The sequence below is a fragment of the Psychrobacillus sp. BL-248-WT-3 genome (genome assembly GCF_012843435.1).
Lineage (GTDB): Bacteria > Bacillota > Bacilli > Bacillales_A > Planococcaceae > Psychrobacillus.
Genome location: NZ_JABAFC010000003.1, coordinates 89,479 through 115,004 on the forward strand (window position 1 = coordinate 89,479; position 25,526 = coordinate 115,004).

Consider the following 25,526-nt stretch of genomic DNA (forward strand, 5'->3'; position numbering starts at 1 on the left):
AAGTATATGCAAGTCCGCGATATATCCGTTTTAGCAGCAGTAATTTCTATTGTGGCTATGCTCGTGATACCTCTTCCTCATTGGTTATTGAGTTTTTTAATCATTGTTAATATTACTATTGCTCTTTTAATTTTAATGACGGCAATGAATATGCAAGAGGCATTACAATTTTCTGTCTTCCCAACATTATTATTATTAGTAACCTTATTTAGACTTGCGCTTAATGTTTCCACTACACGCGCGATTTTGGCTGAAGGGGATGCGGGGAAAGTAGTAGAAACGTTTGGAACTTTTGTTACAGGTGGGAATATGTTAGTTGGTTTAGTAGTTTTTGCAATTTTAGTTATAATCCAATTTATCGTAATTACTAAGGGGGCGGAACGTGTATCAGAGGTTGCTGCCCGTTTTACCTTAGATGCCATGCCTGGTAAACAAATGAGTATTGACGCTGACTTAAATGCCGGAATGATTTCGGAAAAGGAAGCAAGAGAGAGACGTGAAAAGGTAAGTGGAGAAGCCGACTTTTATGGAGCAATGGATGGTGCAACCAAATTTGTAAAGGGTGATGCGATCGCTGGTATTATTATCGTAATTATTAACTTACTATTTGGTATTATCATCGGTGTAGTTCAATTTGGACTACCTTTTGGTGAGGCTGCAGTTTTATTCTCCACAATGACTGTTGGGGATGGACTTGTGTCCCAGATTCCAGCTCTCCTAATATCGACTGCTACTGGTATTGTTGTTACAAGAGCTGCATCTAAAGGTAATTTAGGTGGAGATATTACAGGACAGTTATTAAGTCAGCCTAAGCTACTTTATGTAGCAGCTGCCTCAATTGCACTTCTGGGAATTGTGACTCCTATAGGAGTAATTCTTACTTTTCCTATCTCGGCTATTTTAGTTATTGGGGCTTATATGATGGGTAAAACAGAAAAAGAGGATCCAGAAGAGCTAGAGGAGTTTCAGGAGGAAGCAGCTACAGATAATATGAAGAGCCCAGAGAATGTTATTAATCTATTAAATGTAGATCCTATAGAATTTGAATTTGGCTATGGTTTAATTCCACTTGTTGATACAGCACAGGGCGGAGATTTACTAGATCGCGTAGTAATGATCCGAAGACAACTTGCACTAGAGCTCGGTATAGTAATTCCTGTCGTACGTATACGAGATAATATTCAGCTACAGCCAAACGAGTACCGCATCAAAATAAAAGGAAATGAAATGGCTCGAGGAGAATTGCTGTTAGATCACTATCTTGCTATGAGTCCTGGAGACGATGATACGATCGAAGGGATTGATACGATTGAACCTTCTTTTGGATTGCCGGCTAAATGGATAACTGAAGCGGTCAAGGAAGAAGCAGAGATTATGGGATATACAGTCGTAGACCCACCTAGCGTTGTTTCTACTCATATGACAGAAATTATCAGAAACCATGCCCATGAGTTACTTGGTAGACAAGAGACGAAGCAGCTCATTGATCACATTCGTGAAACATCACCAATTCTAGTGGACGAATTGACTCCAACTCCGATGACGATAGGAGAGATTCAAAAGGTACTAGGAAACTTACTAAGAGAGCATGTTTCAATCAGAAACTTGCCAATTATTTTCGAAACACTTGCAGATTATTCAAAAATGACATCCGATGTCGATATATTAACTGAATACACTAGACAAGCTTTAGCAAAACAAATAACTTCTCAATATGCTGGGAGCAGTAATACACTCAAAGTTTTAACGGTGTCTGGTAAGGTAGAGAAAATGGTTGCTGATAGTATTCAACAAACTGAGCATGGTAACTACCTTTCAATTGATCCTACTGATTCGCAAGCTATATTGGAATCTATGGCAAGAGAGGTGGAACGAGCTTCTCTGATGGAGCAGTCGCCGATAATATTATGTTCACCAGCAGTAAGAATGTACTTAAGACAAATGACCGAAAGATATTTCCCTCAAATCCCGATTCTTTCGTATAACGAACTAGAATCATCTATTGAGGTACAAAGCGTTGGGGTGGTGAATGTTGAATGAAAATGAAAAAATATATCGCAGCCACTATGCCTGAAGCAATGAAGGCTATTCGAAAAGAATTAGGAGACGAAGCAGTAATCTTGAGTTCTAAGGTTGTATACTCAAAGGGTTTTCTAGGGATGTTTAAAAAGAAATCCATTGAGGTTTTAGCTGGAATGGATAGTATAGAACTTCCAAATAAAGCACCAAATTTACCGACTGTTCAACTTGATCCAGATTCTAATCAAACATCCGAGATAAAAAAAGAATTAGAAGATATAAAGAATATGGTTAAATCGATTCAACGTCCACAGTTGGAACAACAATATTCGGAAGAACTTCATACACTTATTCACCACCTTAAGCAACAGGAACTAGCAGAGGAGCTTATCACACGAGTAAGTGATGAGCTTTTTGTGCATGGTAAAAAAACGATTGATGAACAATTAGACTTCACAAAAAACTATTTAAATAATCTCCTAAGTGACCTTTCATTTGGGGGGATCTCCTACGAAAGAAAATTTATTAATGTTCTAGGGCCAACAGGTGTTGGTAAAACAACGACGATTGCGAAAATGGCGGCCCGTGCAGTTCTTGAAAAGAAGAAAAAAGTAGGTTTTATCACAACAGATACTTACCGCATTGCCGCAATAGAACAATTAAAAACATATGCGGGTCTTCTACAGGCACCTATCGAAATTGTCTACAGTCAAAAAGACTTCCAACAAGCTGTTCATCAGTTTGAGAAATTGGACCTGGTCTTTATCGATACGGCAGGTAGAAACTATAAAGAAGTTAAATTTGTAGAGGACTTACAAAAGTTAATCGATTTTAAGGACAACACAGAAACTTTTCTCGTACTTTCTTCTACCTCTAAAGAAAGAGATATGGAAGTAATAATAGAGCAATTTACAGAGTTTCCAATTGAAAAACTGATATTTACTAAAATCGATGAAACAAATTCTATTGGCTCGATGATTAATTTAATGGTTAAATATAACAAGGGACTTGCTTACTATACAGATGGGCAAGAAGTACCGGAAGATATTGTAGAGGCTAGTCAAGATGGAATAGTCGAGTTGCTATTAAAGGGGATTCATAATGAGAGATCAAGCTGAGGAATTACGATTGAGAATGCTTAGCAATCATAGTCAGTTAGGCCGTTCAATTGCAGTAGTTAGTGGAAAGGGTGGTGTAGGGAAAAGTAATTTTTCTACAAACTTCACATCGATGCTAAGTGCGCAAGGGAAAAAAGTAGTCTTAATCGATATGGACATTGGAATGGGTAATATTCACATTTTACTTGGAAAATCGGCACCTCATAATTTAAAAGATTATTTAGTGGGAGAAAAATTATTAGAAAGTGTCATGTTTGATGGACCAAATGGACTGAAATATATATCTGGAGGTTCAGGGCTAAATGGAGTCTTAGAGTGGTCGGACAGTATGTTTGACCGGCTAATTGAAGCGTTTGAATTTCTTCAAAAGTCCTATGATTATATTATCTTCGATATGGGTGCTGGGGCAACATCTCAAACATTAGACTTGTTAGTTGCATTAGATGACATTATCGTCATAACAACGGCAGAGCCTACATCAATTACGGATGCCTACTCTATGATGAAATATATATATCTTAAAGATCCACAGAAAAGCTTCTTTCTTTTATGCAATCGAGCTTTTTCAAAAGAAGAGGGAGAAGATACGACGGCTAGATTGAAGTTGGCTATGTCCAAATTCCTTTCTAAGGATGTTGTTGTTCTAGGGAGCTTACCAGAGGATCCCACCGTACGTAAAGCAGTCCAACAGCAGGTACCTTTTTCCATTTTATATCCGCAAAGTGAAATCTCTAAAAAGCTTTCCTCTATTGTTAGCAAGTTTACTGAAGAACAGTTGGAAGTAGTTCCTTCTAATCCGAGTAAGTTTATTGATAAATTGAAAAGCTTATTTAAAGGAGGCGGTAAGTAGGATGGGACCAAAGAAAAAATTACTTATCGTGGATGATTCAGCTTTTATGCGTAAATTAATCGGAGACTTCTTTAAGGAAAGCAAAACAATTGAAGTAGTAGGTATAGCCCGAAATGGATCAGATGCCCTCAGAAAAATTAAAACACTACGTCCTGATGTTATTACGATGGATGTAGAAATGCCAGAGATGAATGGGATAGAAGCACTAAAACAAATAATGATTGATTCTCCTGTTCCAATCATTATGCTTTCTAGTACTACTCAACGGGGTACGGAAAGTACTTTACTAGCTATGGAATATGGTGCAGTAGACTTTGTAGCTAAACCTAGCGGCACCATATCTTTAGATTTACATAAGATTAAAGATGAATTAGTTGAAAAAGTAGAACATGCTTCAAGAATCACTATAAGTAAATTAAAAAAAGTAAAACTACCAACAAGAGAAGAGCCAAAGGTAGCGGTGAACCAATCTGTTACACATAGGCTGCTAAACAAAAAAAAAATGGTATTGATTGGTACTTCTACAGGGGGACCACGAGCTTTACAAGAGGTTCTACCCAATTTACCAGGAGATTTAAAGGCTCCTGTTCTAATAGTCCAGCATATGCCTCCTGGGTTTACTAAATCACTTGCGGATCGTTTAAACCAACTATCCGAGATAGAGGTAAAGGAAGCAAGTGAAGGAGATATTATTCGGAATGGACATGCCTATATAGCTCCAGGTGGATATCATATGCGCATAAAAAAAGTAGGAACCGCTTATACGATAAAACTAGATGACGTAGAGCCCCCTAGAGGAGGACATAGACCGTCTGTGGACGTTCTATTGGAAGACAATAGCAGCTATAATGACTTTGATAAAATCGTAATCATTATGACTGGTATGGGTTCGGACGGCTCTAAAGGCCTGAAGCGGTTAGTTGAGGCTGGTAATGTAGTAACAATTGCTGAATCCTCGAATACATGTATTGTTTATGGCATGCCTAAAGCAGCAGTAGAGACAAAATTAGTGAACGAAGTCGTAGATTTAGAGAGAATTGCAAACACAATCACACGGTATTTACCTTAAAGGGGAGTTAAGTTCATGGATATCAATCAATATTTAGAGATGTTTATAGAAGAAAGTAAGGAGCATTTACAGGCATGTAATGATCATTTACTAGAACTAGAGAAAAATCCCCAGGATCTTTCTATTGTTAATGAAGTATTTCGTTCTGCTCACACATTAAAAGGCATGTCTGCAACTATGGGGTACGAGGACATAGCTAATCTTACTCATAAGATGGAGAACGTTCTAGACGAAATACGAAATAGCCGTTTAAATGTTACTCCAGAGCTTCTTGACGTAGTTTTCGTAGCGGTGGACCAGCTAGAAGAAATGGTCTTTAACATTGCTGAAGGCGGAGATGGAAAACTGAATGTAGAAGAGACTGTAAGAAAGCTTCATGAGATTGAAACCGGAGAAATAGAAGTTGCTGCTACTGTTGTAAATAATGTTTCTTCAACCTCTCTAGAAAATTATTTAACTTATGACGATTATGAAATGACTGTCATACAGCAATCTGCAGAACAAAATTATTATTCATATGAGATCTCTATCAAACTTCGTGAAGATTGCTTGCTTAAAGCTGCCCGCGTGTATATGGTTTTTGAGCTACTTGAAAAAATGGGGGATGTTATTAAATCTTCTCCTTCAGTTGAAAAGCTCGAAGATGAGGATTTTGATGAGCAGTTCTATGTAGCCTTCGTTACGACGGAGACGCAAGCTGATGTCCAGAAGAAGCTGATGAAAGTATCAGAGGTTACGGAAGTAATCGTAAACACGGTTAGCCTGGAACAATTAAAGAAACGACAAAGTGAAGCATTTGAAAAAGAAGGAAGCACTGTCATAGAACTACAGACAGAAGAGAAACCAACAACAGAAGTCAAGGCTACCGGCGAAAAACAAGTAGCTACAAAGAATAACCAGACCCACGGCAACAAAACAATTCGGGTTAACATCGAGAGATTAGACATTTTAATGAACTTGTTTGAAGAGTTAGTAATTGATAGAGGTAGGCTTCAATCGATTTCTGAAAATCTCCATGATAGTGAATTAGAGGAAACGGTAGAACGTATGGCAAGAATTACGGGTGATTTACAGAATATTATTCTCACAATGCGTATGGTACCAGTAGATACAGTATTTAATAGATTTCCTAAAATGGTTAGACAGCTGGCAAGAGACTTGAACAAAAAGATTAATCTACAAGTTATCGGTGCAGACACAGAATTAGATCGTACGGTAATAGATGAAATTGGAGATCCACTTGTTCATCTTATTAGAAACTCTTTAGATCACGGCATTGAAAGTCCTGAAATTCGAAAAGCAAAAGGTAAACCGGAAGAGGGTACTGTTATACTTCGAGCTTATCATAGTGGTAATCACGTCTTTATTGAAATCGAGGACGATGGTGCAGGGATTAGTCGTGAAAGAGTATTGAAAAAAGCAATAGCTAAAAACATTGTTACACCAGAGGCCGCAACGGCAATGAGTGATAAACAGGTTGCGGAGTTAATATTATCATCTGGTTTTTCGACGGCGGAAGTTATTTCTGATGTATCAGGACGTGGCGTAGGTCTTGATGTAGTAAAAACAACGATTGAATCATTGGGAGGATCTATTGATATTTCTTCTACTGAAGGACAAGGGTCCTTGTTTTCTATTCAGTTACCTTTAACGCTGTCTATTATTTCAGTCATGTTAGTGGAACTAGGAGAAGAAATTTTCGCTGTCCCTCTTTCTTCTATTATTGAGACCGCAATCATTCGTTCTTCCGACATTTTAAATGCTCACAATCAGAAGGTCATCGATTTCCGTGGCAAAGTTGTGCCGCTTGTATTCTTAGAAGAAGTATTTGAAGTTCCTAATGAGCGTCTAGAGGAAGAATTTCATTCCGTAGTGCTTGTAAGAAAAGGAGATAAAATGGCTGGCTTAGTTGTTGATTCATTTATTGGCCAACAAGAGATTGTATTAAAAACTCTTGGAACATACTTGTCTAGTGTCTTTGCTATTTCAGGAGCAACTATTCTAGGAAATGGGAAAGTAGCCTTAATAATTGATTGTAACGCTTTAATAAGGTAGGGGGAAAAATAATGACAGAGGCTTTAGAAACAGAAAACTTAAAAGTAGTTGTTTTTCAATTAGCAGACAAAGAATACGTAATACCAGTAAGCCAAGTACAAGGAATTGAGAAACTGATTCATATAACAAGAGTTCCCAAGACTCCTTCTTTTGTAAAGGGTGTCATAAATTTACGTGGTGTAGTTACACCTATTATCGATTTGAAAAGCAGATTTGGTTTAGGTGAAAGTAATTTAAATGATTCCTCTCGAATTATTATAATTTCATTAGATGATATGAATGTAGGGGTCATCGTAGACTCTGCAAATGATGTATTAGATATTCCGAAGGATTCCATTGAACCACAGCCAGAAGTAGTTGGAGGATTAGAACAAGACTTTATAGCAGGTGTTACTAAAATTGACAAGCGTCTATTAATATTGCTGCATCTAGATTTAGTTTTAAACCCTATTAAGACAGGAGCTTAGTCTAATGTTTGAAAAGCAAATTACTTCCGTCCATCTGGATGTCCTACGAGAAATTGGGAATATTGGAGCAGCTCATGCTGCTACTGCACTCTCCATGCTATTAAACAAAAAAATAGACATGAATGTTCCTAAGGTAGAAATGGTGACCTTCGATGAAATGATGGAGCTAGCTGGCGGAGCAGAAAGTGTTGTGGCAGGTATATATCTTCGAATTGCGGGAGATGTCAATGGGAGTATGTTCTTTGTATTACCTGTGGAGCAAGCAAATCAATTTATTCGAAGATTAGTTCAAGATGACCAAATAGATTTCGAAAAGGCTCAAGTAACTGAGATTGGCGCATCTGCTCTTCAAGAACTAGGTAACATATTATCAGGCTCTTATTTATCCGCTCTCTCTGATTTTACAAAGCTAAATATATATCCATCTGTTCCTGCATTGTGTGTAGATATGGTAGGAGCAATCATCAGTTTTGGTCTTGTAGAGCTTTCACAAATAAGTGATTATGTTATTGTCATTGATACAGCTATTAATGAGGAAGAAATGGAAAATGGAAAAAGTGTCCACGGACATTTCTTCTTACTTCCAGATCCAGAATCATTTCAGACGATCTTTCAAGCCTTAGGAGTAGAATAATATGATGGAACAAGCTCAAATGGCAGCGGTGGTGAAGGTAGGAATTGCTGATATGAACATTGTAAAGGCTCCTCAAATTATAAGGACCACAGGCTTGGGGTCTTGTGTTGGAGTAGTTTTATATGATGATAAATCTCAGATAGCTGGTATGGTTCATATAATGCTTCCTAACTCTTCTTTAGGTAGAGGTGAAAACATTAATGCGGCCAAGTTTGCTGATACGGGTATTCAAGCGCTTATTAACCTCTTAAAGCTTGAAGGGGTAAGTAGTGATAGACTACGAGCTAAAATAGCTGGCGGTGCACAAATGTTTCAATTTTCGTCCAGTAGAGACACGATGAGAATAGGTCCTAGAAACGTAGAAGCAGTAAAAGAATATTTAAAAAAATACTCCATCCGAATAATTTCAGAAGATACTGGAGGGAATAGCGGGAGAACAATTGAGTTTGATCCTCTAACCAAGCTGTTAAATGTACGGACGGTTAACCAAGGGGTGAAAAATATTTAATGGTTGGAACGATTATGTCTAATTTTTGGATAGCGTTGCTAACATTTAGCATTCTTTTTCTCTTCTCTTACCCATTTATAGAAGGGGCAATTATTCTTATACCGTTTATTTTGTGGGCTATCCTATCTTTCTTTATAACTTTTGGGGGACGTGCAATTTTATCTTATGTACTAGACGATAGAATGAAAAAAATAGAAGTTGAGGTTCCTTTTACCCAGGATAGTTCTCAAACTACGGTTGTCGGATCAAAAGAATACGCTGAAATTATAAAAGATATGTTAAATGAGGAATCTTAAGTGGGGGGCGATTTTTCTTCGTCTCCCCTTTTTATACGAAATTTTGGTATAATATCCATAAATAATAGAATGCAGTGTCGAAAGGAGGATATTTGTGTCAAAACAAAACTTGACAGAGGAGCAGCTCCTTTGGAGAAGATGGACTGAAAGCAAGGATCCTCAAGCGGGCGATTTACTTCTAAAAAAATATACTCCACTAGTTACGTATCATGTGCAACGGATCGGTGCGGGTATACCTCAAAATGTTTCGAGAGATGAGCTCAAGAGCCTTGGTATGATGGGCTTATTTGATGCATTAAATAAGTTTGACCCTTCTAGAGATCTGAAGTTTGATACGTATGCATCCTTCCGGGTAAGAGGGGCTATAATAGATGGGCTAAGAAAAGAAGACTGGCTCCCTAGATCATCTCGTGAAAAAGCTAAAAAACTAGATCAGAAAATAGAAGAATTAGAGCAAAAACTAATGCGACATGCGACACCAGAAGAACTGGCCGATTTTGCAGAAATCCCTTTAGAGGATGTATATCAGACTGTCCAAGAACACTTCTTTTCTAATGTTTTGTCTATAGATGAGCAATTACATGATCAGGATGAAATGGATAGCAAATCCTTTGTGATTCGAGACGATACACAAACTACGCCTGAACAAAAGCTGGTAAAAGATGAGCTAATTAATGACCTTGTCAATCAAATCCAACATTTAAATGAAAATGAGCAATTAGTATTAAGTTTATTTTATACAGAAGAATTAACCCTAACTGTTATCGGGGAGATGCTCGGCTTATCCACCTCGAGAATATCTCAAATACATTCTAAGGCACTTTTTAAGCTTCGGAAGCTATTAGTAAATGAAATGATGAATACCTAAAGGGTGGAGGGCGGACAGATGAGTCTTAAAGGTTTGGAATTACAAATAGCTATCCCAAAGACCGTGGACGCAGGGAAAATGGCTGATCAGATGCAGCAGCAAAGCCTAGTTAACCAAGCCAACGCCCAAGCTGCGACAGAAAGGCAAATAGAAAAAAACAGGGAAACTGTTATAAAATCTAATCATATAGAAGCAGACGCAAAGGGAAACCAACAGGAGCAGGATGAGCAAGAGAAGAAAGATAGGAAAAAAGGACAAGAGAACAACAGTATAAAGCATCCTTTTAAAGGGAACTTTGTGGACTATAATGGATAGGAGAAAAAATGACAACAATTATTATAATAGCACTGTTTCTTCTCCAAATTATTAGCTTTTATTTCATTGCATTATTGAATATGAAATTATCAAAATATAAAGATTTGGAAGTCAGACAAGAACAAACTATGAAAGAAATAGAAGATTCATTTAGTGCCTATCTAGCAGACATGAAGGATGAAAATGATCGCCTTCTATATGAATTAAAGGAAAACAGTTTTGTTCCTCCTCTAAAGGAACATGCTTCCGCACAAGAAGAAGTTTCTACTACTATAAAAAATGATATAGATCCGTCCTTTGTGCTTTCAAGACCACTCGTATCCAAACATAAGGTAGCAAATAGTTATGTCCAGGCAGCTAGTTTGCCAGAAAAAAAACAGCCAGTTACGATGAAAGAGAAGGTACTATATTATAGTGAAGAAGGAAAAAGTCCAATGGAAATAGCCAAATTACTTCAAATAGGAAAGACGGAAGTAGAACTTTTCTTAAAGTTTAAGTAATAAATAGTTGAAAGTATAAAATAACTATGGTATATTACAATACGGTATGAATACACACGCATTACGGATGAACTTGGCAGGTGCTCTAGAAATAGAGTAGCCAATGACAGATGATGGATGCGGAAGACTAAACCAAACCAGGAGGAAATAAAATGTCAGTAATCTCTATGAAACAACTACTTGAGGCCGGTGTACACTTCGGTCATCAAACTCGCCGTTGGAATCCAAAAATGAAAAAATACATTTTTGTTGAACGTAACGGAATCTATATCATCGATCTTCAAAAAACGGTGAAAAAATTAGAAGAAGCTTATGATTTCATGCGCCAAGTAGGTCAAGATGGCGGGAAAGTTCTTTTCGTTGGAACTAAAAAACAAGCTCAAGAAGCTATTAAAGAAGAAGCTGAACGTTCAGGTAACTACTACATCAACCAACGTTGGTTAGGTGGTACTTTAACAAACTTCGGTACTATTCAAAAACGTGTTGCACGCTTAAAAGCAATCGAAAAAATGGAAGAAGACGGTACTTTCGCTGTACTTCCTAAAAAAGAAGTTGTTCAACTTAAAAAACAACACGAACGTCTAGTTAAATTCTTAGGCGGTATCCGTGATATGAAAGCTGTTCCAGATGTAATGTTCGTAGTTGACCCACGTAAAGAGCGTATTGCAGTAGCAGAAGCTCGTAAATTGAACATTCCATTAGTAGGAATTGTTGATACTAACTGTGATCCAGATGAAATCGACTATGTAATCCCTGCAAATGACGATGCAATCCGTGCAGTAAAATTATTAACTGCTAAAATGGCGGATGCATTACTTGAAGCAAGACAAGGTGAAGATGCAGAAGTAGCTTCAGCTGAAGTTGCTGCTGAGTAAGACACATGTAAGTACAGGTGATAAGCGGCCAAACCACTTATCACCTTTTTTTGAGAAACGACATGATTCGTACTAGGAGGAATTTATAATGGCAGTTACAGCACAAATGGTAAAAGAATTGCGTGAAAAAACTGGCGCAGGTATGATGGATTGCAAAAAAGCTTTAGTTGAAACAGACGGAAACCTAGAAGCAGCAATTGACTTCTTACGTGAAAAAGGTCTTTCTTCTGCAGCTAAAAAAGCTGACCGTATCGCAGCGGAAGGTACAACTTACATCCAAATCGATGGAAACAAAGCTGTTTTATTAGAAATGAATGCAGAAACGGATTTCGTTGCTAAAAACGAAGGATTCCAAACATTAGTTAAAGACGTAGCTTCTCACTTATTAGCTACTGAACCTGCTTCAGTTGAAGAAGCATTAGCTTCTAACATTCAAGAAGGCGTTACAGTTGAAAATGCTATCTCTAATGCAGTAGCAAAAATCGGAGAAAAAATTACTCTACGTCGTTTTGTTATTGAAACAAAAACAGATGCAGACGCTTTTGGACCGTACCTACACATGGGAGGACGCATTGGTGTTCTAACTGTTCTTGAAGGATCTACTGATGATCAAGCAGCTAAAGATGTTGCTATGCACATTGCTGCATTAAGCCCATCATATATCTCTCGTGATGAAGTATCTGCTGAAGAAGTAGAGCATGAGCGTAAAATTTTAACTGAACAAGCATTAAACGAAGGTAAACCTGAAAATATCGTTGCAAAAATGGTAGAAGGTCGCCTTGGTAAATACTTTGAAGAAGTGTGTTTATTAGACCAATCTTTCGTTAAAAATCCAGACCAAAAAGTACGTGCTTTTGTTGAATCAACTGGTGGTAAACTAGTTTCATTCACTCGCTATGCTGTTGGTGAAGGAATCGAAAAACGTGAAGACAACTTTGCTGAAGAAGTAATGAGCCAAGTTAAAGGAAATAACTAATAATAAGAACTTTAAGTTCTTATTTTATAGAAAAACTCTAGGGAGCACGTAATTTGTGTTCCCTATTTTTCAAGAAAAGAGATGGAGGATATCTATGAGCACACCATATAAAAGAATCGTTTTAAAACTAAGTGGCGAAGCATTAGCTGGAGAAAAAGGATTCGGATTGTCACCTGAAATTATCAAATCAGTAGCTGAGCAAGTGAAAGAGGTAGTGGATCTTGGTGTAGAGGTTGCTGTTGTAGTTGGTGGAGGCAATATCTGGAGAGGTAAAATTGGAAGTGAGATGGGTATGGACCGTGCGAATGCTGACTATATGGGCATGTTAGCTACGGTAATGAATTCATTGGCACTACAAGATTCTCTAGAGCAATGTGGAGTTGAAACTCGTGTACAGTCTTCCATTGAAATGCGTCAAGTGGCAGAGCCGTACATAAGAAGAAGAGCTATTCGTCATTTGGAGAAAAAACGTGTAGTAATCTTTGCAGCGGGAACAGGAAATCCATACTTCTCGACTGATACTACAGCAGCCTTAAGAGCGGCAGAAATTGAAGCAGATGTAATCTTAATGGCTAAGAATAATGTAGATGGTGTGTATTCTGCTGATCCTAAGACGGATAAAACAGCAGTGAAATATGATGAATTGTCTTTCTTGGAAGTAATTCAACAAGGTCTGCAAGTAATGGACTCAACAGCGTCCACGCTATGTATGGACAATGATATTGCACTTATTGTATTCTCAATTATGGAGAACGGAAATATTAAAAAGGCTGTCCTAGGTGAATCTATCGGTACAGTCGTTAGGAGGAATTCATAATGCCGAAACAAGTAATAGAGCAAACAAAAGATAAAATGGCCAAAACTATTCAAGTATATACAAGAGAATTGGCTTCTATCCGTGCTGGTCGTGCAAGTGCAGCATTATTAGACAAAATAACTGTAGATTATTACGGTGCTCCAACTCCAATTAACCAAATGGCTGGTATTTCAACACCTGAAGCTCGTTTACTAACGATTCAGCCATATGATAAATCCATTTTAGGAGATATCGAAAAAGCGATTATGAAGTCAGATTTAGGGATTACGCCAACAAACGATGGTAACCTAATTCGTATCGCTATTCCTGCACTTACAGAGGAACGTCGTAAAGACTTAGTGAAACAAGTGAAAAAAGAAGCAGAAGAAGCTAAAGTAAATATTCGTAACGTACGACGTGATGGAAATGACGACTTGAAAAAGTTGGAGAAAGCCGGAGAAATCACAGAAGATGATTTAAGAAGCTATACTGAAGAAATTCAAAAAATAACAGATGCAAATATTGAAAAAATTGATGCAATCACGAAAGACAAAGAAAAAGAAATTCTAGAAGTTTAAGCGCTTCTAGCCAGTCTTACAGTTGAACTTTTATTCGAGGAAGGCGTCCTTTTAGTAGGACGCCTTTTTATATTCGTCTTTATTTGTTATGATAAGATATATGCTTCGAGAAGGTTTAAAGTGGAGGTTAATGCATGCTAAAAAAACTTATGCGTAAAAATGATCAAGCGATAAGTAACTGTTTAAATGAACGGATTGAAAATGTCCGAAAAGAACAATTGCCAGACCATATAGCCATTATAATGGATGGGAATGGTAGATGGGCTAAAAAAAGAGCTCTACCACGAATCGCGGGTCATCATGAAGGAATGCAAACGGTTAAGAAAATAACGAGGTTTGCAAACGATGTTGGAATAAAAACGCTCACTCTATATGCATTTTCGACAGAAAACTGGAAAAGACCGAAAGTCGAAGTTGAATTTTTAATGCGGTTGCCTGAGGAATTTCTTAATACGTATTTACCAGAATTGATTGAACAAAATGTTCAAGTACGAATGATGGGTAATATTGAACTACTGCCAGAGCATACTAAAAAGGCAGTAACTAAGGCTATGGAAAAAACAGCGAATAATAATGGCCTAATATTAAATTTTGCTTTAAATTATGGAAGTAGAGATGAAATTGTTCAAGCTATAAAGAAAATAGCTAGTGATGTGCAAAAAGGAAACATGACAGTAGAAGATATATCAGAAAGTAAGTTCAATGATTATCTAATGACAAAGGACCTGACCGAACCGGACTTACTTATTAGAACAAGTGGAGAGGTTAGATTAAGCAACTTCATGCTTTGGCAGCTTGCTTATACTGAATTTTGGTTTACAGACACATTATGGCCAGACTTTGATGAAGGCTGTTTACTAGATGCGATTGAAACTTTTCAAAAACGTAATAGAAGATATGGTGGAATTAAGGAGGAAGAAACAAATTGAAAACAAGAATCATCACGGGTGCGGTGGCTTTAGCGCTCTTTCTTCCTATTGTTCTGCTAGGAGGACCTGTATTTACTGTTCTAATTTATGCGATTGCTGCAATAGGATTATATGAAATATTAAAAATGAAGGGTATAAGCTTAATTAGTTTTCCAGGTATTATATCAATTCTTCTTTTATTCTTACTATTATTCCCTTCCGTATATACAGAGAAAATAGTTAATCTTACTGGGCATACAAAGCTCGAATGGATATTCGTAGCAGTATTCATTTTATTAATATTTACCGTATTAACGAAAAATAAATTTACATTCGAAAATGCATCATTTGTGCTATTAAGTACGTTATATGTTGGGATTGGCTTTTATTACTTTATTGAAACACGAGCAATAGAAGGTGGTTTGGCATATGTCATTTTTGCCTTATTAATCGTTTGGACCACGGATTCTGGAGCTTATTTTACAGGGAGAAAGTTAGGTAAACGAAAGCTTTGGCCAGAAATATCTCCAAATAAGACGGTTGAAGGTTTTGTTGGGGGTATAGTTTGGGCAATAGTAACAGCACTAATTATCCAATCGATCAGCCCGCTTACATCTTCATACATAATATTGATAGGGATTACAATCGTAGCCTCTATATTCGGGCAACTTGGGGATTTAGTAGAGTCAGGTATTAAAAGACATTTTAATGTAAAAGATTCAGGTAATCTTCTTCCTGGGCATGGTGGTATATTAGACCGTTTCGACAGTCTTCTTTTTGTCTTGCCATTATTGCATTTTTTACATTTTATATAAGGGAGACGACATTATTTCATGAGTAAAAGAATAAGTTTATTAGGTGCAACAGGTTCTATCGGGATACAAACATTAGATATAATAAGGGAGCATCCAAATAGATTTCAATTAGTTGCATTTTCTGTTGGTAAAAATATAGAAGAAACAAAAAAGATTCTAAAAGAGTTCAAGGTAGAGGTTGTGTCTGTCCAAAAAGAGGAGGATGCTATTTTACTTCAACATGAGTTTCCAAAAGTAGAAGTTGTTTTTGGCGATGAAGGTTTAATACAAGTGGCTGCTCATACGAAAGCAGATGTTCTAGTGAACGCTGTTCTAGGAAGCGTAGGTTTAAGACCTACTTTAGAAGCGATTAATAAAGGTATTACTATAGCGATCGCTAATAAAGAAACATTAGTTACTGCTGGTCATTTAGTAATGCAGGCCGCTAAAGAACATAATGTGCCGATATTACCAGTGGATAGCGAGCATTCAGCACTTTTTCAAGCAATGAATGGAGAGAAAAAATCTGAAGTATCTAAACTAATCATTACTGCATCTGGTGGTAGCTTTAGAGACCGTACACGCGAAGATTTAAAAAACGTCACTGTAAAAGAAGCATTGAACCATCCAAACTGGTCTATGGGTTCTAAGATCACAATTGACTCAGCTACGATGATGAACAAAGGCCTGGAAGTAATTGAAGCGCACGTTCTTTTTGATATCTCTTATGATGACATTGAAGTTTTATTACATAGAGAAAGCATCATACACTCTATGATTGAATTCAAAGATACCAGTGTGATTGCTCAATTAGGAACACCAGACATGCGAGTACCAATTCAATATGCCTTGTCATATCCAGATCGATTGGAGCGTTCAAGTGCTCAACGATTAAATTTAGCGGAAATTGGAAAACTTCATTTTCAAGAGATGGATTATAAGAGATACCACGCCTTGAAGCTTGCGATAGACGCAGGCCGAGCAGGAGGTACAATGACGACTGTCTTAAATGCTGCTAACGAAGCTGCTGTAAGTCTATTTTTACAAGAAAAGATTAAATTCCTAGAAATCGACGAGTTAATCGAACGGGCAATGGACGAGCATTCTAATATTTCTTCACCAGATTTAGATACTATATTATTTGTTGATAGCCAAACGAGAAAAACTGTTCAAAACATGGTAAAATAATGTATTGAGGAAAGATAAGCAGGAGAAAAAGGTGGGGTATAATGGAAACAGCCATTGCGTTTATAATCATATTTGGAAGTATTGTTTTTTTTCATGAGCTAGGGCATTTTATTTTTGCCAAAAGAGCTGGAATAATGGTTCGAGAGTTTGCTATTGGCTTTGGTCCTAAAATATTTGGTATGACTAAAGGCGAAACTCTATACACAATCCGTTTATTACCAATGGGTGGTTATGTACGGATGGCTGGAGAAGATTTAGATTCTGTTGAATTGCAGCCTGGTTATCGTCTAGGTATTCGCGTAAACAAGGATAACAAAATCGACCAAATCGTACTTAACCAAAATAAACAGTTTCCGGATATGCTCTTTTTAGAAGTAGAAAGATCAGATTTGATGAAGGACATGTATATTGAAGGCTATGATGAGGAAGAGCGTTTGGTTCGTTATCAAGTGGCGAGAGACGCTGTTATTATTGAGAATAATACAGAAACATTTATAGCTCCATACGATCGACAATTTGGTTCGAAAACAGTTGGACAACGTGCCTTGACGATTTTCGCAGGACCTTTGTTTAACTTTATATTAGCTTTCTTTATATTTTTAGCTCTAGGTCTGATACAAGGTATTCCAACTAATGAGCCTATCATTACGTCCGTAGTAGATGATAGCCCAGCTGAAATGGCAGGCATGAAAGACGGCGATTTAGTTAAAGAAATTGACGGAGTGCAAATTACAGAATGGGAGCAGCTATCTAATGCTGTGAGAGAAAGTGCAAACGAGCCGATGACTTTCGTCGTAGAACGAGATGGTATGACGGAAGAATTGATGATTACTCCAAAAGAAGTGTCTACAAAAGAAGGAAAAGTCACACAAATCGGCGTCATGTATTCAAGTCCTTTAGAGAAAAATCCAATCGGAGCAATAGCCTTTGGAGCTGAACAAACCTATGAATGGACTAAACGAATCTTTACTATTTTGGGGACATTAATAACTGGTTCATTTAGTATAGATGACTTGTCTGGGCCAGTCGGTATATATCAAGCGACAGATACGGTAGCACAATCAGGTGTATTTAATTTAATGCATTGGGCTGCAGTGTTAAGTATAAATTTAGGGATTATGAACTTGTTGCCATTACCAGCATTGGATGGCGGTAGATTATTGTTCTTCCTATTTGAAGCGGTAAGAGGAAAACCAATTGATAAACAGAAGGAAGGAATGGTTCATTTTGTTGGAATCATGCTTCTAATGGTATTGATGGTAGTAGTTACCTGGAATGATATACAACGATTCTTCCTATAGAGTAACTTGGTGAATACTGGGCAATCTTTTTGTTTATAGATTTGATAGAATATGTTAGAGGGGGAGTTCGAGTAGCTGAACTTCCTTTCTTTTTCTGTTAATTGTTCAGTTTTATCTATAATTATGTTTAAGATGGTACTTTATATAAAAGAATCTTATTTAATAAGGCTATGTTAAAGGTTAGGGATGATTTATGATGCAAAGAAACCTTTGACCAGAGTGTAGAATTGATTTCCGCGCCAGCCGGACGCTTTCCGTGGGGTGAGCGATAAGCCATCACCCGTCGCTAACGCGCGCGGTTGTGATGTCTTATCTGTCTCACTCATCCCACTGGAGTCGCCGTCTGTCGCTCCAATCAATAAATGGGAACAGCTTTAATGCATCGAAAAGTGCTTATAATTTACTCGCATAAACAAAGCTGAAAACGGTCACCAACCCTAATTTCAAAATCTATTTATGTTTTTAATAGCCATTTGAAAGTACTTTTGTTTATGTTTACTGTCACTATAAAAAAGAATTGATAGTCAAAATAAACCCAAATCTTTAACAAAGCTTTTAAGAAAAAGTATAAATAATGATTTCAAAAAAAGAATTGATTTTCCTTTCTCCCGACTGCTTTTTCGTTGGAAATAGGATGTCTTAGAGAATAATCTCATTCAACATAACAAATAAAAGATATATAATAACTTTTAAAATAAGGGGGGATAGGTAATATGCAAGATGGCAAAATGAGAATGCATCTATTGTTGCAACAGCTAGAGTTGACCGAAGACACTGTTGTTAAGCATTTCGAGAATGCTTCTATTACAAGATTTACAGTTCATAAAAAACAAAGACAATGGCATTTTCAAATCAATATAGCTGCCGTTCTTCCTATCGATGTCTATAACCAATTCCAAACAAGATTAGAAGAAAAATTTCAAGGGATTGCTACAATATATTTAGAAATCAATTGTGAACATCCAGAAGTAACAGAATCGCTCATAAAAGCTTATTGGACAAGTGTGCTTAAAGAATTGAGCGACATGGCTCCTCCTTTAAAAGATTGTCTACTTGGTCAAGAGCCAGAGTGGAACGGCCAGATGATTCAGCTGACATGCGGACAAGAATTACAACAACGCACTTTTAAAAAGAAATATATTGATCAAATTGCAAGTGTATATGAGAGCTTTGGTTTTCCTAAACTTGCGATAGACTTTAAGTTAGTCGAGGATACAGAGGCTTTAGCTGAAGCACAGGTAGCTTTTTTAGAACAACGAAGAATGGAAGAAGAGCAACTTGGGAAAAAGGCTTTAGAAGATATGCAAAAGAGAGACTCTCGTCAGGATAGTGGTGAAGCCAGCGAAGATGGTCCATTCCAGCTAGGTACTCCACTGAAAAAAGAAGAGGCAAGTGTAGAGATACGTTCTATACAAGATGAAGAGCGCCGTGTAACGATTGAAGGCTTTGTGTTTGATGTCGAGGTGAAAGAGCTGAGAAGTGGTAGATCTCTATTGACGGCTAAGGTCACTGACTACACAGATTCTATTCTTGTAAAAATGTTCTCTCGCGACAAAGAAGACGCTGGAATGATGGAGCGCCTTAAAAAAGGAATGTGGATAAAGGTAAGAGGATCAGTTCAAAACGATACATTTGTGCGTGATTTAATCATTATGGCTCAAGATATGTGTGAGATTAACCCTGTACTAAGATATGATACTGCAAAAGAAAAAAGAGTCGAGTTACATATGCACACTCCGATGAGTCAAATGGATGCGGTTTCTTCTGTATCGGCGTTAGTTTCTCAAGCAGCAAAGTGGGGCCACCAGGCAGTAGCCATAACGGACCATGCGAATGTGCAATCATTTCCGGAAGCGTATGCTGCTGGTAAAAAGAATGGCATTAAAATTTTATATGGACTAGAAGCTAATCTAATTCATGACGGTGTTCCAATAGCTTATGACGAGCAGCATATCCCACTTGAGGATGCAATTTATATAGTTTTTGACGTAGAAACAACCGGTTTATCCGCCACATATGACAAAATCATTGAGCTTGCTGCAGTTAAAATGCAAAATGGCAATATTATAGATAAGTTTGAAAGATTTGCGAATCCACATCATGCTTTATCAGCTACAACAATTGAGCTTACAGGTATCACAGATGATATGGTTCGCAATGCACCAGAAATAGAAGACGTTATACGGGATTTTCATGAGTTTATTGGAGACGGCATAATTGTTGCCCATAACGCATCGTTTGATATGGGCTTTTTATACGAGGGGTATAGAAAGTGTGGCATTGATCACTTTGATCATCCAGTAATTGATACGTTAGAGCTGGCTAGGTTTTTACATCCAGAGATGAAAACACATAAACTAGGTACTCTAGCCAAAAAGTTTAATATTGAATTAACACAGGCCCACCGAGCAATTTTTGACTGTGAAGCAACTGGCTATTTACTTCTTCACCTACTAAAAGAAGCTGAAGAAAACAATATTCATTATCATGATGACTTTAACAAGCACATCGGCCAAGGTGATTCATACAAAAGAGCTAGACCATCTCACTGCACAATTTTAGCTGTTAATGATGAGGGGCTTAAAAATCTATTTAAGCTAGTGTCCTTGTCACATACAACAACATTCTATCGAGTTCCACGTATTAAGCGTTCAGTACTACAAAAGCATAGAGCTGGATTGATCATTGGCTCTGGCTGCGATAGAGGTGAGGTATTTGAGGGACTCATGCAAAAGCCGTTAGAAAAGGTTGAGGAGATTGCAAGTTTCTATGATTATCTGGAGGTTCATCCGAAAGAAGTCTATGCTCATTTAATAGAAATGGAACTAGTAAGAGATGAGTGGAATCTAGAAGATATTATTCGTAAATTAATTAAAGTAGGGAAAAAGCTGGGAAAACCAGTAGTAGCGACAGGTAACGTACATTATTTACATGAGAATGATGCAATGTTCCGAAAAATCCTTGTCAATTCACAAGGGGGGGCAAACCCGCTTAATAGGCATGAGCTTCCTAAAGTACATTTTAGAACGACAAATGAAATGCTTGATGCCTTCTCCTTCTTAGGGGAAGAGCTAGCAAAAGAGATAGTTATAACAAACCCTAATAAAATTGCGGACTCAATCGAAGACATAAAACCGATTAAAGACGATTTATATACTCCAAAAATTGAAGGTGCGGATGAAGAGGTTAGAGAACTGACCTATACCAAAGCAAAAGAAATTTATGGAGAGAATATACCTGAGATTGTGGAAGCTCGTATAGAAAAAGAACTTACCTCAATTATCGGACATGGCTTTGCCGTTATCTATCTAATCTCTCATAAGCTAGTAAAGAAATCTTTAGATGATGGTTACTTAGTTGGTTCTCGTGGTTCTGTAGGCTCGTCCCTTGTAGCAACATTAATGGATATAACAGAGGTCAATCCTATGCCTCCTCATTATGTCTGCCCAAACTGTAAGCATTCGGTGTTCTTCCAAGACGGCTCAGTCGGCTCTGGATTCGATTTACCAAATGCCAACTGTGAAAAATGTGATACACCTTATGTAAAAGAAGGACAAGATATTCCATTCGAAACATTCTTAGGATTTAAAGGCGATAAGGTACCAGATATCGACTTAAACTTTAGTGGAGAATATCAACCAATCGCACATAATTATACGAAGGAACTGTTTGGGGAAGAATATGTTTTTAGAGCGGGAACGATAGGAACTGTTGCAGAGAAAACTGCTTATGGGTACGTCAGAGGCTACATGAATGATAACAATATAAATTTACGTGGAGCTGAAATCGATCGCCTTGTACAAGGATGTACAGGAGTAAAACGAACTACAGGGCAACATCCCGGCGGTATTATTGTTGTACCTGACTATATGGATATTTATGATTTTTCACCAATCCAGTTCCCAGCAGATGCTCAAGATTCTGAATGGAAAACAACACACTTTGACTTCCATTCCATTCACGATAATCTACTTAAGCTGGATATATTAGGACACGATGATCCAACGGTCATTCGTATGCTCCAAGACTTATCTGGAATTGATCCTAAAACAATTCCAACAGATGATCCTGAAGTGATGAAAATATTTAGTGGGCCAGAGTCACTTGGTGTCACAGCAGAACAAATCGATTGTAAAACTGGAACACTTGGTATCCCGGAATTTGGGACCCGTTTCGTTAGACAAATGCTTGAAGAAACAAAGCCATCTACTTTTTCCGAGCTTGTTCAGATTTCCGGGCTGTCCCATGGGACGGATGTTTGGTTAGGCAATGCTCAAGAGCTTATACAAGCAGGCACCTGTCAGCTTTCTGATGTTATCGGTTGTCGTGACGACATTATGGTCTATTTGATTTATCAGGGACTTGAGCCATCACTTGCTTTTAAAATTATGGAATCTGTGCGTAAAGGGAAAGGTTTAACACCTGAGTTTGAAGCAGAGATGAAATCGAAAGGCGTAGCCAACTGGTATATTGAATCGTGTAAAAAGATTAAATACATGTTCCCAAAAGCGCATGCCTCTGCCTATGTTTTAATGGCTGTTCGTATTGCATATTTTAAAGTTCATTTCCCAATACTATATTATGCGGCATATTTTACAGTACGAGCGTCAGACTTTGATTTGATCTCTATTGTAAATGGCTCTCATACGATAAGAGCTAAGTTAGATGAGATTAATGCTAAGGGATTAGAAGCATCTAACAAAGAAAAAAGTTTAGCTACTGTGCTAGAGCTTTCCCTAGAAATGTCAGAGCGTGGAATTAAGATGCAAAAGATTGATCTTTATAAATCCAAGGCGCATGAGTTTACTATAGAAGGTAATACATTAATACCACCTTTTGATGCAGTACCAGGGTTAGGGACAAATGTAGCAGTTCAAATTGTTAATGCTCGCAAAAATGGTGAATTTCTCTCTAAAGAGGATTTACAGCAAAGAGGAAAAGTATCCAAAACAATCATTGATTATTTAGATGCAATGGGTTGCCTAGAAGGGCTTCCTGAAGCAAATCAGCTTTCGTTGTTTTAGTCACTAATTTGCAAACAAACCTATGGTATGGTAAGATAAATCTACCAATGTTTCATAGTTCTGTGACGAAAGAGTGGGATTTCCCGCTCTTTTCTGTTGTTATATAGAAAATCACGGTTTTGTAAGGAGGCCTTTATGAGTAATATAACTAGTAAAATGGAAGAGCTTGTTTTACCGATTTTACAAGAAATGAACTTAGAGCTCGTTGATATTGAATATGTAAAAGAAGGTCGCGATTGGTTTTTACGTGTGTATGTCGATACACCAACTGGTGGAATCGATATTGAGCAATGTGCACAAGTAAGCAACAAACTAAGCGAAAAGCTGGATGAAGAAGATCCTATTAAGGAAAATTACTTTTTAGAAGTTTCCTCTCCAGGGGCAGAGCGTCCATTGAAAAAAGAAGCTGATTTTATTGCAGCTGTAGGGAAATATGTTTTTATTAAAACTTATGAGCAGATTAATGGTGCAAAAGAGTTTGAAGGAACATTACTTTCTTATACTGCAGAAGAAGGCGCTTTAATAGAAATTCGCATCAAAACAAGAAGAGTAAAAATTCAAATTGAAAAAGAGAAAATTGCGCTAGCTCGTTTAGCAATCGATTTCTCTGCATAATGTATATTGAGGAGTGGTGGCTGTGAGTAGTGAGTTATTAGATGCGTTAACAGCGCTAGAGAAACAAAAAGGGATTTCAAGAGATGTATTAATCGAGGCAATCGAGGCTGCTTTAGTTACGGCTTATAAAAGAAATTTCAATCAAGCTCAGAATGTTCGCGTCGACATTAATTTAGCAAATGGTTCGATGATCGTTTATTCAAGAAAAGATGTAGTGGAAGAAGTAGGAGATGGTCGTTTAGAGATCTCTTTAGAGGATGCACAAGCTATTAATCCACATTATGCAATTGGAGATGTAGTGGAAGAAGAGGTTACTCCACGTAATTTCGGTCGCATTGCTGCACAAACAGCGAAACAAGTTGTAACGCAAAGAGTCCGTGAGGCTGAACGAGGATTAATATACGAAGAGTATGTTGATCGTGAAGATGATATAGTAAATGGTATCGTTGAACGACTAGATGCGCGTAATATATATGTAGGATTAGGGAAAGTGGAAGCTGTTTTACCAGTAAACGAACAAATTCCAACTGAAACATATCGTCCCCATGATCGTATCAAAGTGTATATTACAAAGGTTGAACGAACAACTCGTGGACCACAGGTGTTTGTTTCAAGAACACATCCAGGATTACTTCGTCGCTTATTTGAAATGGAAGTACCTGAAATTTTCGAAGGTATTGTAGAGATTAAATCTATCGCTCGTGAAGCTGGAGATCGTTCAAAAATATCTGTGTTTGCACATAACGAAGAAATTGATCCGGTTGGCTCATGTGTAGGTGCGAAAGGTGCTCGTGTTCAAACGATTGTAAACGAACTAAGTGGAGAAAAAATTGACATTGTTGAATGGTCAGAAGATCCTATTGTTTTCGTTGCAAATGCACTTAGTCCTTCGAAAGTTTTAGATGTTCAAGTAAATGAAGAAGAAAAATCCACTACTGTAGTAGTACCAGATTATCAATTATCCCTAGCTATTGGTAAAAGAGGCCAAAATGCAAGACTTGCAGCTAAGCTAACTGGCTGGAAAATTGATATTAAAAGTGAAACTGATGCTAGAGAGCTAGGAATTTATCCTAACGAGAATTCTCCGCAGCTAATTGTAGAAGAATTAGAAAATGATATGGATGATTTTGATTTTTACAAAGACGAAGAGTAAGAATAGGAGGCTGATTTAGTATGGCCACTCAAAAAAAAATCCCATTACGAAAATGTGTTGCTACTGGAGAAATGTTTCCTAAAAAAGAAATGATTCGAGTAGTTCGTTCTAAGGAAGGCAAGGTTAGCGTGGACCCGACAGGAAAAAAATCTGGTCGTGGTGCGTACGTCTCTAAAACCGTAGAAGCTGTTAACCAAGCGAAGAAAAAGAATTCTTTAGGTAATCATTTAGAAGCAAGCATTCCAAATGAAATATATGACGAGTTAATCGTCATGATTGAAAGAGAAAAGTTGAAATGAATATAGAACAACAAATTACGCAACTATTAGGACTCGCCACTAGAGCTAGAAAAACAATTTCTGGTGAAGAGTTAGTCGTAAAAGAAATTAGAAGTAAGAAAGCAAAGCTAGTTATATTAGCTAACGATGCTTCACATAATACTGCTAAAAAATTGAATGATAAATGTGCATCTTTTAACGTTGAGCTGCATGTCTTTGGAGACCGGCACGATCTCGGACATGCGACGGGAAAAGAGGCCAGAGTGGCAATAGCCATTATGGATGACGGTTTCGCTAAAAAACTGTCCGGCCTTCTCAACGAATATAACCGGGGGTGAGCT

25 protein-coding genes are annotated in these 25,526 nt (G+C 37.4%); all 25 read left to right on the plus strand.

Going from position 1 to position 25,526, the window contains the following annotated elements; translation table 11 throughout:
* Nucleotides 1-6: 6 nt before the first annotated feature.
* The 25 genes from flhA to HF876_RS03320 all read left to right on the plus strand — a co-directional run bounded on the left by flhA (nt 7) and on the right by HF876_RS03320 (nt 25,523).
* On the plus strand, nt 7-2,040 hold the full coding sequence (gene flhA, locus HF876_RS03200; RefSeq protein WP_169358608.1) for a flagellar biosynthesis protein FlhA: 2,034 nt from the start codon (nt 7-9) through the stop codon (nt 2,038-2,040).
* Nucleotides 2,037-3,137, plus strand: a complete 1,101-nt coding sequence (gene flhF, locus HF876_RS03205; RefSeq protein ID WP_169358609.1) for a flagellar biosynthesis GTPase FlhF — start codon at nt 2,037-2,039, stop codon at nt 3,135-3,137. Before flhA ends, flhF begins: the two co-directional genes overlap by 4 nt.
* Nucleotides 3,121-3,987 carry a MinD/ParA family protein gene (locus HF876_RS03210; protein WP_169358610.1) on the plus strand — a complete coding sequence of 289 codons (867 nt, stop codon included), beginning with the start codon at nt 3,121-3,123 and terminating at the stop codon, nt 3,985-3,987. Before flhF ends, HF876_RS03210 begins: the two co-directional genes overlap by 17 nt.
* A 1-nt stretch (nt 3,988) precedes the next feature.
* On the plus strand, nt 3,989-5,056 hold the full coding sequence (locus HF876_RS03215; RefSeq protein WP_169358611.1) for a protein-glutamate methylesterase/protein-glutamine glutaminase: 1,068 nt from the start codon (nt 3,989-3,991) through the stop codon (nt 5,054-5,056).
* A gap of 15 nt (nt 5,057-5,071) precedes the next feature.
* Complete coding sequence (locus HF876_RS03220) at nt 5,072-7,111, plus strand: chemotaxis protein CheA (RefSeq protein WP_169358612.1); 2,040 nt, start codon at nt 5,072-5,074, stop codon at nt 7,109-7,111.
* An 11-nt stretch (nt 7,112-7,122) separates the two neighbouring features.
* Nucleotides 7,123-7,578 carry a chemotaxis protein CheW gene (locus tag HF876_RS03225; RefSeq protein WP_169358613.1) on the plus strand — a complete coding sequence of 152 codons (456 nt, stop codon included), beginning with the start codon at nt 7,123-7,125 and terminating at the stop codon, nt 7,576-7,578.
* A 4-nt stretch (nt 7,579-7,582) separates the two neighbouring features.
* A complete protein-coding gene (locus tag HF876_RS03230) occupies nt 7,583-8,212 on the plus strand; it encodes a chemotaxis protein CheC (RefSeq protein ID WP_169358614.1) in 630 nt (209 codons plus the stop codon).
* Between the two features lies 1 nt (nt 8,213).
* The gene (locus HF876_RS03235) at nt 8,214-8,720 is read left to right on the plus strand and encodes a chemotaxis protein CheD (protein WP_481900275.1); all 507 of its coding nucleotides are present in this window, start codon (nt 8,214-8,216) and stop codon (nt 8,718-8,720) included.
* On the plus strand, nt 8,720-9,016 hold the full coding sequence (locus tag HF876_RS03240; protein ID WP_169358615.1) for a hypothetical protein: 297 nt from the start codon (nt 8,720-8,722) through the stop codon (nt 9,014-9,016). Before HF876_RS03235 ends, HF876_RS03240 begins: the two co-directional genes overlap by 1 nt.
* Before the next feature lie 94 nt (nt 9,017-9,110).
* Complete coding sequence (locus HF876_RS03245; RefSeq protein WP_169358616.1) at nt 9,111-9,884, plus strand: FliA/WhiG family RNA polymerase sigma factor; 774 nt, start codon at nt 9,111-9,113, stop codon at nt 9,882-9,884.
* Between the two features lie 18 nt (nt 9,885-9,902).
* Nucleotides 9,903-10,199 carry an RNA polymerase subunit sigma gene (locus HF876_RS03250; RefSeq protein WP_169358617.1) on the plus strand — a complete coding sequence of 99 codons (297 nt, stop codon included), beginning with the start codon at nt 9,903-9,905 and terminating at the stop codon, nt 10,197-10,199.
* Nucleotides 10,200-10,207: 8 nt separating this feature from the next.
* The gene (locus tag HF876_RS03255; protein ID WP_169358618.1) at nt 10,208-10,699 is read left to right on the plus strand and encodes a DUF6115 domain-containing protein; all 492 of its coding nucleotides are present in this window, start codon (nt 10,208-10,210) and stop codon (nt 10,697-10,699) included.
* Nucleotides 10,700-10,851: 152 nt separating this feature from the next.
* Nucleotides 10,852-11,574 (plus strand): 30S ribosomal protein S2, encoded by a 723-nt coding sequence (gene rpsB / locus HF876_RS03260; RefSeq protein WP_169358619.1) that lies wholly within the window; start codon nt 10,852-10,854, stop codon nt 11,572-11,574.
* An 88-nt stretch (nt 11,575-11,662) separates the two neighbouring features.
* Complete coding sequence (gene tsf, locus HF876_RS03265) at nt 11,663-12,550, plus strand: translation elongation factor Ts (RefSeq protein ID WP_169358620.1); 888 nt, start codon at nt 11,663-11,665, stop codon at nt 12,548-12,550.
* A 94-nt stretch (nt 12,551-12,644) separates the two neighbouring features.
* Nucleotides 12,645-13,367 carry a UMP kinase gene (gene pyrH / locus HF876_RS03270; protein ID WP_169358621.1) on the plus strand — a complete coding sequence of 241 codons (723 nt, stop codon included), beginning with the start codon at nt 12,645-12,647 and terminating at the stop codon, nt 13,365-13,367.
* Nucleotides 13,367-13,924 (plus strand): ribosome recycling factor, encoded by a 558-nt coding sequence (gene frr, locus HF876_RS03275; RefSeq protein WP_169358622.1) that lies wholly within the window; start codon nt 13,367-13,369, stop codon nt 13,922-13,924. Before pyrH ends, frr begins: the two co-directional genes overlap by 1 nt.
* Before the next feature lie 134 nt (nt 13,925-14,058).
* Entirely contained in the window at nt 14,059-14,853 is a 795-nt protein-coding gene (locus tag HF876_RS03280; RefSeq protein ID WP_169358623.1) for an isoprenyl transferase, read from the plus strand.
* On the plus strand, nt 14,850-15,647 hold the full coding sequence (locus HF876_RS03285; RefSeq protein WP_169358624.1) for a phosphatidate cytidylyltransferase: 798 nt from the start codon (nt 14,850-14,852) through the stop codon (nt 15,645-15,647). The genes HF876_RS03280 and HF876_RS03285 overlap by 4 nt, the downstream gene beginning before the upstream one ends.
* Before the next feature lie 18 nt (nt 15,648-15,665).
* Complete coding sequence (dxr, locus tag HF876_RS03290) at nt 15,666-16,814, plus strand: 1-deoxy-D-xylulose-5-phosphate reductoisomerase (protein WP_169358625.1); 1,149 nt, start codon at nt 15,666-15,668, stop codon at nt 16,812-16,814.
* 41 nt (nt 16,815-16,855) lie between these two features.
* A complete protein-coding gene (gene rseP, locus HF876_RS03295) occupies nt 16,856-18,115 on the plus strand; it encodes an RIP metalloprotease RseP (protein ID WP_169358626.1) in 1,260 nt (419 codons plus the stop codon).
* A gap of 704 nt (nt 18,116-18,819) precedes the next feature.
* Nucleotides 18,820-23,139 carry a PolC-type DNA polymerase III gene (locus HF876_RS03300; RefSeq protein WP_169358716.1) on the plus strand — a complete coding sequence of 1,440 codons (4,320 nt, stop codon included), beginning with the start codon at nt 18,820-18,822 and terminating at the stop codon, nt 23,137-23,139.
* Between the two features lie 135 nt (nt 23,140-23,274).
* Nucleotides 23,275-23,754 (plus strand): ribosome maturation factor RimP, encoded by a 480-nt coding sequence (gene rimP / locus HF876_RS03305; protein ID WP_169358627.1) that lies wholly within the window; start codon nt 23,275-23,277, stop codon nt 23,752-23,754.
* Nucleotides 23,755-23,776: 22 nt separating this feature from the next.
* Nucleotides 23,777-24,907: a transcription termination factor NusA gene (nusA, locus tag HF876_RS03310; protein WP_169358628.1), complete on the plus strand. Its 1,131-nt coding sequence runs from the start codon at nt 23,777-23,779 to the stop codon at nt 24,905-24,907.
* 20 nt (nt 24,908-24,927) lie between these two features.
* On the plus strand, nt 24,928-25,206 hold the full coding sequence (rnpM, locus tag HF876_RS03315; protein ID WP_169358629.1) for an RNase P modulator RnpM: 279 nt from the start codon (nt 24,928-24,930) through the stop codon (nt 25,204-25,206).
* Nucleotides 25,203-25,523: a YlxQ family RNA-binding protein gene (locus HF876_RS03320; RefSeq protein WP_169358630.1), complete on the plus strand. Its 321-nt coding sequence runs from the start codon at nt 25,203-25,205 to the stop codon at nt 25,521-25,523. Before rnpM ends, HF876_RS03320 begins: the two co-directional genes overlap by 4 nt.
* Nucleotides 25,524-25,526 lie beyond the last annotated feature (3 nt).